Source organism: Pseudoalteromonas sp. C8 (assembly GCF_011378685.1).
GTDB lineage: Bacteria > Pseudomonadota > Gammaproteobacteria > Enterobacterales > Alteromonadaceae > Pseudoalteromonas > Pseudoalteromonas arctica.
This window is the reverse complement of the sequence record NZ_WTKT01000002.1, coordinates 215245-231365: the sequence shown is the minus strand read 5'-3', so window position 1 is coordinate 231365 and position 16121 is coordinate 215245. Positions and strand designations below refer to the sequence as shown.

Annotated in this window: 15 protein-coding genes; 11 read left to right on the top strand and 4 right to left on the bottom strand. The window is 39.1% G+C overall.

Annotated elements, in window-relative coordinates; genetic code table 11:
• Positions 1 to 2: 2 nt before the first annotated feature.
• From GQR39_RS02960 to GQR39_RS02930, 7 genes are all read left to right on the top strand, one after another.
• The gene (locus GQR39_RS02960; protein WP_004335624.1) at positions 3 to 437 is read left to right on the top strand and encodes a DUF4381 domain-containing protein; all 435 of its coding nucleotides are present in this window, start codon (positions 3 to 5) and stop codon (positions 435 to 437) included.
• Entirely contained in the window at positions 430 to 1416 is a 987-nt protein-coding gene (locus tag GQR39_RS02955) for a VWA domain-containing protein (RefSeq protein WP_165734787.1), read from the top strand. Before GQR39_RS02960 ends, GQR39_RS02955 begins: the two co-directional genes overlap by 8 nt.
• Positions 1416 to 3356 (top strand): VWA domain-containing protein, encoded by a 1941-nt coding sequence (locus GQR39_RS02950; RefSeq protein ID WP_165734786.1) that lies wholly within the window; start codon positions 1416 to 1418, stop codon positions 3354 to 3356. The genes GQR39_RS02955 and GQR39_RS02950 overlap by 1 nt, the downstream gene beginning before the upstream one ends.
• Positions 3350 to 5008, top strand: a complete 1659-nt coding sequence (locus GQR39_RS02945; RefSeq protein WP_165734785.1) for a BatD family protein — start codon at positions 3350 to 3352, stop codon at positions 5006 to 5008. The genes GQR39_RS02950 and GQR39_RS02945 overlap by 7 nt, the downstream gene beginning before the upstream one ends.
• A gap of 62 nt (positions 5009 to 5070) precedes the next feature.
• Complete coding sequence (locus GQR39_RS02940) at positions 5071 to 5628, top strand: sigma-70 family RNA polymerase sigma factor (RefSeq protein ID WP_032827217.1); 558 nt, start codon at positions 5071 to 5073, stop codon at positions 5626 to 5628.
• On the top strand, positions 5628 to 6380 hold the full coding sequence (locus GQR39_RS02935; protein ID WP_007582005.1) for a DUF3379 family protein: 753 nt from the start codon (positions 5628 to 5630) through the stop codon (positions 6378 to 6380). The genes GQR39_RS02940 and GQR39_RS02935 overlap by 1 nt, the downstream gene beginning before the upstream one ends.
• Positions 6381 to 6544: 164 nt before the next feature.
• Positions 6545 to 7405: a TIM44-like domain-containing protein gene (locus GQR39_RS02930; RefSeq protein WP_165734784.1), complete on the top strand. Its 861-nt coding sequence runs from the start codon at positions 6545 to 6547 to the stop codon at positions 7403 to 7405.
• 48 nt (positions 7406 to 7453) lie between these two features.
• Here the strand turns inward: GQR39_RS02930 and ggt are convergent, their stop codons facing one another.
• Positions 7454 to 9127, bottom strand: a complete 1674-nt coding sequence (gene ggt / locus GQR39_RS02925) for a gamma-glutamyltransferase (protein ID WP_165734783.1) — start codon at positions 9125 to 9127, stop codon at positions 7454 to 7456.
• A 92-nt stretch (positions 9128 to 9219) separates the two neighbouring features.
• Positions 9220 to 9762, bottom strand: coding sequence for a GNAT family N-acetyltransferase (locus GQR39_RS02920; protein WP_165725667.1), 543 nt, complete (start codon positions 9760 to 9762; stop codon positions 9220 to 9222).
• A 51-nt stretch (positions 9763 to 9813) separates the two neighbouring features.
• Here GQR39_RS02920 and GQR39_RS02915 point away from each other — a divergent pair, with 51 nt between their 5' ends.
• A complete protein-coding gene (locus GQR39_RS02915; protein ID WP_008169794.1) occupies positions 9814 to 10179 on the top strand; it encodes a hypothetical protein in 366 nt (121 codons plus the stop codon).
• A 103-nt stretch (positions 10180 to 10282) separates the two neighbouring features.
• Here GQR39_RS02915 and fabB read toward each other — a convergent pair whose 3' ends face one another.
• Entirely contained in the window at positions 10283 to 11494 is a 1212-nt protein-coding gene (fabB, locus tag GQR39_RS02910; RefSeq protein WP_165734782.1) for a beta-ketoacyl-ACP synthase I, read from the bottom strand.
• 178 nt (positions 11495 to 11672) lie between these two features.
• Here fabB and mnmC point away from each other — a divergent pair, with 178 nt between their 5' ends.
• From mnmC to GQR39_RS02895, 3 genes are all read left to right on the top strand, one after another.
• On the top strand, positions 11673 to 13682 hold the full coding sequence (mnmC, locus tag GQR39_RS02905; RefSeq protein ID WP_165734781.1) for a bifunctional tRNA (5-methylaminomethyl-2-thiouridine)(34)-methyltransferase MnmD/FAD-dependent 5-carboxymethylaminomethyl-2-thiouridine(34) oxidoreductase MnmC: 2010 nt from the start codon (positions 11673 to 11675) through the stop codon (positions 13680 to 13682).
• A gap of 67 nt (positions 13683 to 13749) precedes the next feature.
• The gene (locus tag GQR39_RS02900; RefSeq protein WP_121954299.1) at positions 13750 to 14073 is read left to right on the top strand and encodes a hypothetical protein; all 324 of its coding nucleotides are present in this window, start codon (positions 13750 to 13752) and stop codon (positions 14071 to 14073) included.
• 183 nt (positions 14074 to 14256) lie between these two features.
• Positions 14257 to 14892 carry an NAD(P)-binding oxidoreductase gene (locus tag GQR39_RS02895; RefSeq protein ID WP_007581997.1) on the top strand — a complete coding sequence of 212 codons (636 nt, stop codon included), beginning with the start codon at positions 14257 to 14259 and terminating at the stop codon, positions 14890 to 14892.
• A gap of 178 nt (positions 14893 to 15070) precedes the next feature.
• Here GQR39_RS02895 and GQR39_RS02890 read toward each other — a convergent pair whose 3' ends face one another.
• Complete coding sequence (locus GQR39_RS02890) at positions 15071 to 15829, bottom strand: sulfite exporter TauE/SafE family protein (RefSeq protein WP_165734780.1); 759 nt, start codon at positions 15827 to 15829, stop codon at positions 15071 to 15073.
• Positions 15830 to 16121 lie beyond the last annotated feature (292 nt).

Below are 16121 nucleotides of genomic sequence, written 5' to 3'. Positions count from 1 at the left end.
CCATGCAAACCAATCCACTCGATGGCCTGCACGATATAATAGCGCCAAGCCAAGTTAATTGGTGGCCACTCGCCCCTGCTTGGTGGGTTATTATTGCACTGCTGTTTTTAGCATTGTGCGCAGCTATTTATATATTTTACAAAAAACATAAATTTAAAAAGCCTAAACGCTACGCAATACAATTGAGCCAAAGTGAGCAAAATCCTCAGCAACTGCATATTATTTTAAAACGTTTAGTGATTGAATATTACGACAAGCGCCTTGCTGCGCAATCTACCTCTAAATGGTGCACAACACTTAATACGCTTACCGGTTTGAGCTTTACAGAACAAGAAATATTAAGCTTGTATAACCCCAGCCAAAAAGATACAACACTGTGCGAAAAATTTCGCCAAGGTATTAAGCAATTTAAAATAAAGGAGTCAGTAAATGTTTGAATTTAGCTGGCCATGGTTATTTTTATTACTGCCCTTGCCTTTATTACTTTTACTATTAAAACCCGCGGCAAGTAATGCCAGTACGCGTTTACGTATACCCAGTTTTGCAAAGCACAATTTAACCAGCCAAAGCATTGAGCCACACGCACGACGTTTAAATCCTTTCGAATGGATAATTTGGTTATTACTTGTTACTGCCGCTGCCAATCCAACATGGTTAGATGAGCCAATCTCATTACCAAATGAAGGGCGCGATATAATGTTAGCAGTTGACTTATCAGGCTCGATGACCGAACAAGACATGGCTTACAATGGCCAATATGTTGACCGCCTTACCATGGTAAAAGCCGTACTCAGTGATTTTATAGAGCAGCGTCAAGGCGACAGGCTTGGGCTGATATTATTTGGCGACACCGCATTTTTACAAACCCCCCTCACGCGCGACGTTAAAACAGTAAGTAAAATGCTCAGTGAAGCGCAAATTGGTTTAGTGGGACGCGCAACAGCCATTGGTGATGCATTGGGTCTTTCGGTAAAACGCTTTGCCAATAAAGATGAAAGTAACCGTATTGTGGTGCTATTAACTGACGGACAAAATACAGCGGGCAATTTAAACCCAGAAGATGCACTACTGTTAGCTCGCGAAGAAGGTATTAAAGTGTACACCATTGGCGTTGGCTCAGATAATCCGCGCGGCTTTAGCCTCTTTAACATGGGTGGCTCTAGTGGCAGTAATTTAGATGAAAGCTTACTTAAAAAGATTGCCGATCAAACTGGCGGATTATACTTTAGAGCTAAAGATGTAGCAGGCCTTCAACAAATTTACGCAGAGCTTGATAAACTTGAACCTATTAGCGCTGATGAACAAACATTTCGCCCACAAAGCTCATTATTTTACTACCCGTTACTTATCGCTATTTTACTTATTAGCTTAAAAGTAATGCTGAGTACACTGCGTGCATTAAAGGAGCCAAACTAATGGATTTTGAATTTATTCGCCCCGCTCTTTTATGGTTACTCATACCTGCTGTGGCATTATTTTTTGTCGCCTTAATTAAGCATAAAAAAACGACTAGTGAGCAGCTAATTGCACCGCATTTAGCACAATTTATAATGAGCGAAGCAAACACTAAAGCCAGCCAGCCACTTTGGTTAGTTGCTTTGTTTTGCAGCCTTGGCATTTTATTTAGTGCTGGGCCTAGCTTTGAGAAAAAACAAGTTCCTGTATTTCAAAGTAAAAGTGCCCGTGTAATTGTTATGGATATGTCGTACTCAATGTACAGCACCGATATTTTACCAAATCGTTTAATGCAATCACGCTTTAAAGCGCTTGATATGATTGAGCTATTTAGAGAAGGTGATACCGCGCTTGTCGCTTACGCAGGCACAGCCTATATAATATCGCCGCTAACAAACGACGCCACAACACTCAGTAATTTAATTCCAAGCTTAAGCCCTGAAATAATGCCAGACAAAGGCTCAAACGTTTTAGCCGGTCTTGATATGGCCAAAGAGCTATTAACGCAAGCGGGTTATATTGATGGCGACATTATTTTAGTGACCGACGGTATTGACCAGCAAGAACAAAGCGACGTGAGTAGCTTTACCAGTAACACCCAATATAGATTAAATATATATGGCGTGGGTACCGCTCAAGGCGCTCCAATTAAGTTACCTGAAGGTGGTTTTTTGAAAGACAGATACGGCCAAATTGTAGTACCTACTCTCAATGCCAGTCAGCTTAAAAATTTAGCATCGAGCAGTGGTGGTAAATTTGCTAGTTACCAGCCTAGTAATAACGACATAAATACGTTTGCCCCAAATGCACAGAGTGAATTATTGAAAGACGAAAAACAAAGCCACGCACTTTGGCGAATAGATGCAGGTATATACGGACTCTTGTTATTACTGCCATTTGGCTTGTATTTATTTAGACGCGCTGCCTTGCTGGGGGCTTTTTTAGCTTTTGGTTCTTTACCGCAGCAAAATGCGTATGCCGTAGAGCTCCCTACTCTTTTGCAAAATGCAGATCAACGTGCATTAGAGGCTTACAATAATAAAGAATACGATGCAGCAACACAGGCGCAATCGAGTGAATTAAAAGGCGCGGCGCTTTACCAGCAAGGTAATTTTGATGCTGCACTTAATGAGTTTAGTAATGATAAGTCGGCTACCGGTTTATACAACTACGGTAATGCCCTCGCCAAAGCTGGCAAGCTTGAGGACGCCATTGAAGCCTACAAACAAGCCCAAACCTTACAAGACGACTTTACACAAGCAACTGACAACCAAGCTTTAGTTGAACAATTACTCAATCAACAAGAGCAACAAAACCAGCAAGATCAGCAAAGCGACGGCGACGACTCTCAAGACCAAGATGATAGCCAGAAAAAAGATGAGCAAAACCAAGGGCAAAATTCTGATGAGTCAAAACAGGATAAGCAACAAAATGGTGATAAAAGCGATTCTGAAAAAGGCGAAAACGAAAGTCAAAGCTCAAGCGATGAAAAATCTGATAAAAAATCAGATAAAGAGTCTGAACAATCAAAAGATCAACAAGGTGAGCCTGGCGAGCAATCAGACAAGCAAAATGAACCTGATATGCAAGCCCAGCCACAAAGTGAGCAAGGGCAAAATAAAGACGCTGACCAACCTAAAGACGAGCAGCAACAAAGTAAGCCACAAACAATGAGTGAGCAACCAGCCACTGATGAGCAAAAACAAAATGCTCAGCAACAAGCTATGCAAGCCCAAGCAAGTGAGCTCACTAATGAAGAAAAAGAAAAAGCACAACAGCTTAATCAACTACTTAGAAAAGTCCCGGACGATCCGGCTATTTTATTACGGAATAAAATGCAATTAGAAGCCCAAAAAAGACAATATAAACGTCGCCCTACAGGAGTCGAAAAATCATGGTAATGCGATTATTTTGCTGTTTATTGCTATTAAGTGCGATGCCTTCGTGGGCTGCCACCAAATTAGAAGCCAGCGTAGATAAAAACCCTGTTTTAGCGGGTGAATTTTTTATGCTTAATATATCCGTAGACGATACAGTTAAAGGCGAGCAACCAGACACCTCATCGCTGTTAAAAGACTTTGTGGTAGGCCCAACAAGCTTAAGCTCTCGTACCAACATTATTAATGGCAGCATTAATAAACAAACCACGTGGTCAGTTAAATTAATGACCCGTGCAGAGGGCGATTATACTATTCCGGCATTTAGCGTTGCAGGGTTAACCTCACAGCCTATTAAATTAAAAGTGGCAAAACGCTCAGTTGATGCAGATAAAAATAACGAAATATTTTTAAAAACGTCGCTCTCGAGTAATTCATTATTTGTGCAAGAAGCCGGTGTTTACACTATTAAGCTTTACCTTGCGAAAGAACTACTTGATGGCAGCTTAAGCACACCAAGTATGGAAGATGCTCAGCTAACCCAATTGGGTAAACAAACTGAAAGCTATGAGCTTGTTGATGGTAAACGCTACCTTGTTATTACTCGCGAGTATTTGATTCAGCCACAAAAAAGTGGTGCGTACACTATTGCAGGCCCCGCTTTTCAAGGACGAGTACAACAAAATTATCGTCAATTAGAAGTATCAGCTCTTGGCGACGATCAGCAAGTAGAAATCAAACCAATTCCGAGTGATTATAAAGGTGCATGGTTACCAAGCGAGCTGGTTAGTCTTGATGAAGAATGGCAACCTAACGACAACACCGTAGAAGTCGGTACGCCTATAACACGTACTATTACACTTACTGCGCTTGGGGTTACAAAAGAGCAATTACCTGAAATCTCTATGCCTACCATTGATGGCATACGCAGCTACCCTGATAAAAAAGAAAATAACAATGCAGTACGTGACGGACGCGTTGTATCGCAGCAAACTGCATCGTATGCATTACTGCCGCAAAAACCAGGTACTTACACTTTACCTGAAATACAGCTGCCTTGGTTTAATACTAAAATGAACCGTATTAGCGTAGCTACATTGCCAAAGCGCACTATAACGGTAACGCCAAGTAGTACCGCACCTAATACCGCCGTGGCAAACCCACAATCAAACCCAAACAATTTACCTGCTATTGAAAATATTTCGAATGAAGCGACAGGCACACAACGTATTGAAACTAAAAGTGATACTCCTCTTTGGTTAATAGTTGTTGCCGCTTTAGGGTATATTTTATGGATTGGTACTGTAATTTTTTACTTAATGACCCGTTCTACTAAAAATACGACTGAGAAATTACAACCAAACAACCGTGATATTTCTCAGCCGAGCTTAAATGAGCTTAAAACGCTCGCTAAAACACATGATGTGAAAGCCTTTTACACCGCATTAAATAGTTTTTCTGTAAAGGTGACTCACAAAAATGTTGGCGCTATTGATGAGCTTTGCTATCGCGTAAAGAGCAGCGAGCTTAATGGCCTTATTAGCCAATTGCAGGCACAACTTTATAGTAATAAAGGCGCAAACACGGATCTTAATGCTATTATTAAAATTCTTGAGAACTATCAAACTCAAGCATCAAAGTCGCAACAAGCTGTATTAAAAGACCTTTATGATTAATAACTACGATACTCAGGTCTTTTTTTGCAATAAATAATAATTTTTTAATTAAAAAAGTGCTTATGCTTGGAAAGAAAAAATCAAACAATCAGGTCTTAATCGATATGGCAGAGAAACAAAAGCGTTATGAAGCCTTGGTCCACGTTTACAATAAAGAGCTTTATCGCTTTGCTTATTGGTTATGCCGTGATCCGCACATAGCAGATGATTTAGTACAAGAAACGTTTTTACGCGCGTGGCGTTCTCTCGACTCTTTACTTGATCAAAAGGCAGCTAAACCTTGGCTGCTTACTATATTACGAAGAGAAAATGCGCGCCGATTTGAACGTAAACAGTTTGATTACAGCGACGTAGAAAACGATACGCTTGTTGATGAAACCAGCCACTCATTAGATGATGAAATGGAGCAAACGGTTATCCAACGCCAGATTGCCCTGCTATCTGATGAATACCGAGAGCCATTATTACTACAAGTTGTAATGGGCTGCTCTGGCGAAGAGATCGCAGGCATACTTAATTTAAATAAAAACACGGTAATGACTCGTTTATACCGTGCCCGAAATCAACTTAAAGAGGCTTTAAGCCGTGATGATGAACAACTTAAAGGGGCATCAAAATAATGGATGAACTTGAGTTTCGTCGCCGCACTATTGCGCAGCCAAACGACATTGACAAGGAGCTCATGGAGTTTGCTAACAATAACCCAGAGCGACAAAGTTTTATTAATGATATGAAAGATTTTGATAAATTTATTCAAGACTCTTTAGATATACCTGTGCCTGAAAACCTTGCAGACCGCATTCTTTTAAACACATCGTTAAAAGAAAAAGCACTACAAGAAGAGCAAGCAACAGGAAAAAATGTAGTTGATGCCCGCTCGCGCTTTAAGCTTGACCGCGTGCATCTTGCATTAGCTGCATCTTTTGTAGTGGCTATTAGTGCCTTCTTTTTTAGTACAGAGCAAAATATTGCACACGAAGCGGGTGAGCATGCGCTTGCCCATGTGTACTACGAAATTAGTGCGCTTGATAAAAAAGAGCCCATTAGCCTACAAAGCGTTAACGACAAGCTTGCAGTATTAGGTGGTCATCTTGATGAGCTTCCTGGTGATGTAACTTACGCTATGTTTTGTGATTTTAAAGGCGAAAAAGGGCTACATTTGATATTTGAGTCTGACTTTGGTCCTATGACGGTATTTATAGTACCTTCTGAAAATAAATCATTTGGTTTTGGCGATGATAATTTCAAAGACGAGCGCTTTGAAGGTCATATTAACCGAGGCTCACAAGCAGATACTATTTTAGTGGCAAGTGTTGGAGCACCTCTAAATACTTATAACGAACGCGTTACTGGCGCTATTCGTTGGCTTTAAAATAAACAAATTTACCGCTTAGTTTCTACTGAGCGGTTTTTTGATTGTATACTCACCAACAAACCTTTTCTTTTATACCCAAAACCTCTGATTTTTAAAGTAATTAATTAAATTCCTAAAGAAAGTAAATTATAATCGCGGCTCGATTTTAATTAGGGAATTTCATGAAGAACATCATCGTTATTTTTTCATTATTGGCATTATTATGTACTGCCAGTTTTGATGCACACGCACGTAAAAAGTTTGGCAGTAGTAAACGTGGACAAACTCCTGCAACACAACAAACAGCACAAAAACAAAAAGCAGATACAACAACCCCAACAGCAGCACCTAAAGCCACATCAAATAAAAAAGGCATTATGGCTGGCGTTTTGGGTGGTCTTTTAGCGGGTGGCTTAATTGCAGCGATGTTAGGCGACGATTTTGAAGGTTTTCAGCTATTAGAAATGATTTTATTAGCTGGCGGACTCTTTATTTTATTTAAGCTAGTAACAGGCTTTTTACGTGCTAATCGTGCCCCACAACTTGCAAATGCCAGTGCGGATACAAGTGCTCAGCAAAATGCTTTTAAACAAGCACCAATCGAGCAGCCAATGAGTACAGGCTTTGCTAACAGCGCCCCACAAGGTGAAAGTGTCCCTTTTAATTTACCACCTAACTTTGACGTTAATGGCTTTTTGCAAGGTGCCCGTAGTCATTACCATACGCTACAAACTGCATGGAATAATGCCGATTACACCACAATGGCTGAATACTTAAGCCCTGCACTTGTTGCCGAATTTAAAGCTGAACGTGAAGCTATACAAAGCGTAGAAACAGAAGTGATGTTTATTGATGCCGAACTTGTGCGCGCAGATACAAACGCGCAATCGTGGCAGGCTAGTGTTCGCTTTAAAGGTAAGTACCGTGATTTAGGCGATAAAAAAGAACAGCCTATTTTAGAAATTTGGCACTTAGAGCGTCTAATTTCAGACGATGCTCCATGGCTAATAGTGGGTGTTGAAGATTTAATTGATACTCAATAAGCTTTTATTATTTTAAACACCGCGCTTTTTAGCGCGGTGTTTTTTTATTTAAAAAACAATTGATTTACCGCGCCCTGATGCTTCAGAAGCGGCATCTAATTGACCCTCTTTATTAATAATAACGTGTAAGTCACCAAAGTGTCTCTCGTCTATGGTGTAACCCATTTTTGTAAGCTCTGCTTTTACGCTATCGGTTAAACCAATGTGCGTTCTAATTATATTTTTAGGCCACAATTGATGATGAAAACGAGGGCTATTTACAACCTGCTCTGCACTCATATCAAACTCTACTGCATTTAAGATAGATTCGTACACAGTGCTAATAATGGTTGTGCCACCAGGCGAGCCTGTCACCATTTTAACGGTGTTGTTTTTAAGTAATATTGTAGGTGTCATAGAACTCAACATACGCTTGTGTGGCTGTATTTCATTAGCTTTACCGCCTATTGCACCAAACACATTCATAACGCCTGGTTTGGCGCTAAAGTCGTCCATTTCATCATTTAAAATAAATCCCGCACCTTCAACAACGACACCACTACCAAACCCTAGGTTTATTGTGGTGGTATTTGCTACAGCGTTACCCATTTTATCAACGATTGAAAAGTGCGTAGTTTGCTCACTTTCTTTAAGGCCCGGTTTAATATTTTCGGTAGTCGAGATAGCGGTTAACGAAATGCCATTACTGCGCTCTTTGAGGTAGTTAATATTAGTTAACGCGTTTACTGGAACATCAAAAAAATCAGGGTCGCCTAAATACTCTGCTCTATCTGCAAATACACGTTTACCTATTTCAGAAAGTAAGTGCACATACTGAGTCGAGTTATGCGCTAAGCCTGCATTTGGTTTTTGTAACTCATACATTTTGAGCCACTGTAAAATAGCAATACCACCTGAACTTGGCGGTGGCGAAGTAAGTACTTCATAACCATTCCAACTAGCTTTAATAGGCGTACGTGATTTAGCTGTATAATTTTTTAAATCATCTTGATTAATAATACCACCATGCTGGTGCATAAATTTAGCAATAATATTTGCAGTTTCGCCTTTATAAAATCCATCTTGGCCGTTATCACGAATACGCTTTAGCGTTGCCGCTAGCTCGGGTTGCTTAAAGACTTTATTGGCTTTTACATCAGCAAAATATTTTTCAAAGTTTACATTTATTTTTTGCTCTTTTAGATGGGCTATATAATGGCTAACACCTTTTGCTAACTTAGGCGGAACTACAAACCCTTGCTCAGCCAACGTTACAGCAGGCTGTACTAGTGTTTCCCACTTTAAAGTGCCATGCTTTTGATGGGCAAGCCACATACCCGCTACACTGCCAGGTACACCGCTTGCGTGAATGCCATATATTGATTTGTTTGCAATAACATTACCTTGCTCATCTAAATACATATCACGATGAGCCGCTGTTGGTGCTGTCTCGCGATAATCTATAAAATCGCCTTTGCCATCTTTTTGAATAAGCATAAATCCCCCGCCGCCAATATTTCCGGCTTCAGGAAGCGTCACTGCAAGTACAAATTGTGCCGTAATAGCCGCATCAACAGCATTACCGCCTTGCTCTAATATACTTTTAGCAGCATCGGCACTGAACGAGTCAGGCATTGCGACCGCGCTTTGCGCTAAAGGCTGCGCCAAAACACTAAAAGTAGTGAACTGTAAAACCAGTACACTTTTGACGATTAATTTACGTGGTGAAAAAAACAATCCCATACAACATCCTTAATTTATTATTTTTGTTGCCCATATTAATGCACGTCATTTAAGGACAGGTCAATCTTTATACTGTTGATATTTAATCATCTTCAAACGTTTTTTGAATAAAGTACCGCGGGTAAGTCGCCTTGCTCATCTGTATGTGTATAATTATTTATAAATTGCAGGCCTAACTTTTTCATTATTGTTATAGAGGCCGTATTATCTTTTAGTGCAGTTGCGCTTATCGCCTTAACGTCATCTTGCTTAATGAGTTCATCACATAATGCTAAAGCCGCCTCGGTTGCATAACCATGCCCCCAACTCGCTTGTTTAAAGCGCCAACCTATTTCAATATCGCTGTAATTTGGTGCATCACTAAAGAAATCCATAGGTCTTATTAATACCCAGCCAATAAATATATTGGTTTGCTTTATAGTGATACTCCACAGCCCCCAGCCTTTTAGCTCATTTCTATATGCGAGCATACGAGGCACTCCCTCATTTTTTATTTGCTCTAAAGAGGTAGGTACACCTCGCGTTAAATACTGCATTACGGCGGGGTCTTGGTCGAGTTCAAATAATTGAGGCCAATCGTGCTCACTCATTAATTTAAAATTTAATCGTTTTGTTACGGGGGCGTTCATTTTCATTGTTGTATAGTCTGCCTCGAATTAATTATCAGTCTCTAAAGGAGATAGCACATGAATAAATTAGCAGGTTTAGCTTTATTAGGCACTTTAATTACATTAACTGGTTGTGAAGATGCCAACGAAGTAAAAGAAGATGCAAAAGATAAAAGCGCACAAATGCAAGAAAAGCTTGGTGATGCATGGAACGACGTTAAAGAGACAACTAACGATCTTAAAAATGATGAGTCTTTAAACGAGCTATTAGAGCAAAGTAAAACAATGGGCTTAGACATGTACGACGACGGCAAAGAGATTGCGGTTGATGCATGGATTAAAAGCAAAGAAGCTGCTGGCGAGTTAACTGAAAAAACCAAGCAGAAAGCGCAAGAAATTGCTGACGAAATTGAGCAAGCGCGTAAAGAACATAATGAAGGTTAATTTAACTTTCGATAATAAAAAAGGAAAGCCTCGGCTTTCCTTTTTTGTTTTAAGCAGTTTAGCCCAGATATGTGTTTACATATTTAGGGCTTATAAGCTCAAATTAACCTTTGTACTTACTCATAACTAAAGTCGCGTTTGTGCCACCAAAGCCAAAGCTATTAGACATTACAGTATTTAACTGAACATCACGACGTTCAGTAATAATATCTAAACCTGCCGCTTGCTCATCTAGCTCATCAATATTAATTGAAGGCGCTACAAAGCTGTGCTCTAGCATCAATAATGAGAAGATAGCTTCGTGAACACCTGCAGCACCGAGGGCATGACCCGTCATTGCTTTAGTTGCGCTGATCATTGGTGACTTACCACCAAACACTTCTTGAATCGCACCAAGCTCTTTAACGTCGCCTACAGGTGTAGATGTACCATGCGTGTTTAAGTAATCAATACTGTCTACATCTTGCATAGCTTGGCGCATACAACGTGCTGCACCTTCGCCAGATGGAGCAACCATGTCGTAGCCATCTGATGTTGCACCGTAACCAACAATTTCAGCGTAAATGTGCGCGCCACGTGCAAGTGCATGTTCAAGTTCTTCAACTACAACAATACCGCCGCCGCCAGATATAACAAAACCATCGCGATTTGCATCGTATGTACGAGACGCTTTTTCTGGTGTTTCGTTGTACTTAGTAGAAAGTGCGCCCATAGCGTCAAATTCCATTGCCAATGTCCAGTGTAGTTCTTCACCGCCACCAGCAAATACAACATCTTGCTTACCTAATTGAATTTGTTCTACTGCATTACCAATACAATGCGCAGATGTTGCACATGCAGAGCTAATTGAGTAGTTAACACCTTTAATTTTAAAGGGTGTTGCTAAACAAGCAGATGTAGTGCTCGCCATAGTACGTGGAACCATATAAGGCCCTACACGTTTTACGCCTTTTTCACGTAAAATATCAGCAGCTTCTACCTGCCATTTAGACGAACCACCGCCAGAGCCAACAATAATACCCGTGCGCTCATTTGATACTTGGTCGTCAGACAAACCTGAGTCTTCAATTGCTTGAGTCATCGAAATATAAGAATATGCAGCAGCATCGCCCATAAAGCGCATTGCTTTGCGGTCAACATGTGCTTTAACGTCAATATCAATTTTACCCGATACGTTACTACGTAACTTATAATCGGCAAATTCTTGGTTAAAAGCGATGCCGCTTTTGCCCGTTTTTAACGATTCTAATACTTCTTCTTTGTTGTTACCAATGCTTGATACAACACCGATACCTGTAATTACAGCTCTTCTCATGGGTAATTCCCTTAGCTTAATACTTAATTGCATTCTATTTTACGCGAATTTAATCACCTAAGTGGTCAGCTTTCTAGCGTACACTTGTACTCTGAACTGCTAGCTTATAAATAACGCCAGACTATTACAAAGAAAACCCGTAAAATAATTAAAAATATATCTATAAATTTAAAAAATTATGATTAAAAACACACATAGTCACATTAATAATTTAGGTACACCTTTGACTAATAACTCCGGTGATATTTATTTTTCTAATGACGATGGCTTAGCTCAATCGCATTATGTGTACTATGAGCAAAATAATATAGATGTACGATTACAAAATCATGACCAATCACATTTTGTTATTGCCGAAACCGGTTTTGGCACCGGTTTAAACTTTTTAAATACGTGGCAACGCTTTAAAGACCACCTTGAGCGGATGCAAGTTCAAAATGAATGTGAAAAAAGCGTAAAACGCCTTCACTATATTTCGTTTGAAAAGTATCCCTTAACATTAACAGACTTAAAACAAGCATTAACCGCTTGGCCTACCTTAAGCTATTTTAGTGAGCAATTAACAGTAAACTACCCAATTAATTTAGAAGGATGCCACCGGCTCGAATTTAATAATGGCAATGTTGTTCTCGATTTATACTTTGGTGATGCGCTTGAATCAATACAAGCAATGAGCTACCCGCAAACAGGAATTGTTGATGCTTGGTATTTAAATGGGCTTGAGCCAAGTAAAAATCCTGATATGTGGCAGCAAAGTTTATTTAACTCCATGGCTGATATAACAAGAGCTAATGCAACCTTATCGACTTTTACTGCCGCTGACTTTGTTCAACGAGGATTAATAGAGGCTGGCTTTAGTACTAAAAAAGCCAAAGATTTTAATCAAAAAGGAGATATGCTTACTGGCCAACTTAAACATGTTAATAACGCTCAATCAACCCCCGCTTATTTTAATCAAGATAGCAGTACTTTAAAAAGTGTAGCGGTCATTGGCGGTGGTATTGCCAGTAGCTGTATTTTATACAGCTTGGCTAAACGAGGCATAACCAGCCAATTATTCTGCCAAGATGAAAAGCCTGCAATGGGGGCATCGCACAATGTGCAAGGCGCTATTTACCCTCACCTACAAGCTAAAAACTCGCCACACAGTGAATTGTTTGCACATAGCTTTTTATACGCAAAACGTTTGTATAACCAGTTACTCAAAAACGGCTTTAGCTTTGATTACGATTGGTGCGGCGTATTACAACACGCAGTGAAAAAACCTCTCGCTGATAAGCACGAAAACTTAGCACAAAAACAACTGTGGCCAACCCAGCTAATGCGTAACGTAACCGCAGAGCAAGGCGATGAAATAGCCGGCGTAACGACAGGTTATTCAGGCGTGTTTTTTGAACAAGGCGGCTGGGTTAACCCGCCGCAATTAGTAAACGCTATGCTAAGCGCTGCAAATAGCATAAACCCATTTAAAAGCCTATTTAACTGCAATATAAAGCAGCTTAAAAAAACTGATAGCGGTTGGTTTTTATTAACAAATGATGAGCAGCTAGGCCCTTTTAGCGATGTAATTATTTGTGCAGGCGAGCACAGCGATGCATTTAAGCAAACAAAAGCGCTACCTATAGTAGGCGTGCGTGGTCAGGTTTCACATATTGAGGCAAGTGAGCAATCACGCAAACTTAAAACAGTGCTATGCCATAAAGGGTATTTTACTCCGGCTTATTTAGATCATCACTGTATGGGTGCCACATTTGAAAAAAACACTAAAAGCCGCCAAGTTACAGCGCTCGACAACCAATTAAACCAAGAGCAACTACTTAGCTTTTATCAGCAAAGTGAATTTGCCTCTACCCTTGGCAATATAACCTCGGCAAAAGCGGCTGTTCGCTGCACATTTATAGATCACCTACCAATGGCAGGGCAATGGTGCGAGCAAAGTGATTATATAATGGCCTTTGCTAATCTACGTTTAGGTAAACGCTACCAATATGAGCAACTTAATAAACCACAACAAGGTCTGCATATTTTTACCGGTTTTGGTGCACGCGCTTTATGCAGCGCACCGCTAAGTGCAGACCACCTCGTAAGTTGTTTAAATAACGAACCCCGCCCATTAAGCGAACGTGTAAGCCAAGCGATTCACCCTGCTCGGTTTATAGTGCGAGATTTAATTCGTAATAAAATTTAAATGACAAAGGTGCTTATTGAGGTAAAATAAGTACCAATAAAAGGAATTTATTACTCAAAGGACTCTAATGAAAAATTTAGCATTTTTAATAATATTGCTATGCACTCTATCGTTTAACGTACTCAGCCAAAACGTCACTGAAATCCCACTTCCTGAAGAGTTTGTTACAACGATGGATGTAGCAAGCGAATACCCAATGGTACGTACTGGTTATTTAACCGATTCAATTTCTGATATCACTCGCTTTTATCAGCAAAAATTAGGTGAACCTTCAAAAACAAATGGCAATAGTACATATCGCACTTTGTTTTATAATTACCAAGAACATAAAGTCCGTATTAGTCTATACCGCCGTAGTTATGTGACCGAAGTGAGTATAATGGTTGAATAAAAAGGTCTAAAAAAACACGCCAAAAGCAGCTAATTTTAATGCTCAGTTAAGTATTGAATTTTAATTAAAGTATTTTTTGAAATTAGCTCATTTAAACTCTTTTTTACCCTTTAAAAATAATCCCCTACCCCAAGGTCTGTTTGTAAGCACATTACTTTTACTATTTATTGGAAGGAGTTAATTATGAGTAAGACCCTAATTATTGGCGCAAGCGGACAAATAGGTAAAATGACAACTGAGCTACTTTTAGAAAATGAGCAAAATGTTGTGGCATTAGTGCGTGACAAAAATAAGTTAAGCGATTTAAACAGCTCTTTTTTAACTATTGTTGAGCAAGATCTTGAAGGCGATTTTGGTGATGCAATGAAAGGCTGTGACCAAGTGATTTTTGCTGCTGGTTCTGGTGGAAGTACAGGCGATGATAAAACTGTACTCATTGATTTATGGGCTGCAACAAAAGCAGCTACATTCGCTAAAGAGCACGGTGTTAACCACTTTATTATGGTCAGTTCAATTGGTGCTGACGATCCAGATTCGATTCAAGGTGATTTAAAACCTTACTTGGTTGCTAAGCACATGGCTGACGAGCACCTAATAAACAGTGGTTTAAATTATACCATTGTTCGCCCTGGTACATTGACTGACGATAGTGCTTCAATGCAAGTAACTACGCAGCAACCAAGTGATCGTTCAGAAGCTAAAATTAGCCGCGAAAACGTAGCTAATGCATTATTACATATTGCGACCAACTCATTTATTAGTAACCGCATTTTTAAGTTGTTTGATGGCGACAAACCAATTAAAGCCGCTGTTAAATAAGCTTTAATACCAATTTAATTAAACGTATGAACAATTATTACAAAGAATATGTAATTCATCGATAAGGCAAAAATTACAGTATAGTCGCTCTATATCAGTAACTTTTTGGCGCAATGAATTATTTAATCCTCTTAAATAATTTATGTTTAATAAAATTAAATTTACTCCACTAAGCAAATTAGTGGAGTAATATTTTTATACCTTGCCAACCAAGTTGTAGCGTTAATAATGTTAAAACTATCCTAAAAATATGCTTAAATTTATCCCCAGACATCCTTTTAAGTAATTTAATTCCGAACCAAGTTCCTACAGCGCCACTTATTACCATGGCAATTACAAGCGGTATCCATTGCCAAAAACTAAAACCAACAGCGCCATAAATTATCGCTTTTAATAAATGCTGCACACTCATAATGCTCGAAAACGTTGCCGTAAATTTTAACTTTTCGTAATTATTTATATATAAACAGCTACCAACTAATGGGCAACTTGCCCCCACAAACATAGAAATAAAAGTAGTTATTCCACCGGCGACCATACGCCACACCTTAGAGGTTAATTTTATAGGTGGCGTTTTACCCCACAGTAAATAAATAACAAAAATAGCGACCACTAACTTCATAGCATCAAGCGATATATCATCAATAACAAAACTTGATAACCCCGCCCCTACTAAGCCGCCTAACGCAAAATATACAAACATGCTTTTATCAATATGCTTAAAGCTGAGTAAAAACCTATTTGCATTAGAGCCAAGCTGTACTAAACCATGCACAGGCACAACAACTGCCATTGGCATAAACGACGCCATAACAACAAGCAGCATTAATCCGCCACCAGCACCAAATGCAGCAGATATAAAAGAAGTAAAGCCAGCGGTGATCATTAACAATAAAAACAAAAATAAAGACATGCTGTCGGGAAATAAAAAATCCATAAAACTCCACTGCCTATTTAAGTACTTTTAAGTACTTTTAAGTACTTTTAAGTACTTTTAAGTACTTTTAAGTACTTTTAAGTACTTTTAAGTACTTTTAAGTACTTTTAAGTACTTTTAAGTACTTTTAAGTACTTTTAAGTACTTTTAAGTACTTTTAAGTACTTTTAAGTACTTTTAAGTACTTTTAAGTACTTTTAAGTACTTTTAAGTACTTTTAAGTACTTTTAAGTACTTTTAAGTACTTTTAAGTACTTTTAAGTACTTTTAAGTACTTTTAAGTACTTTTAAG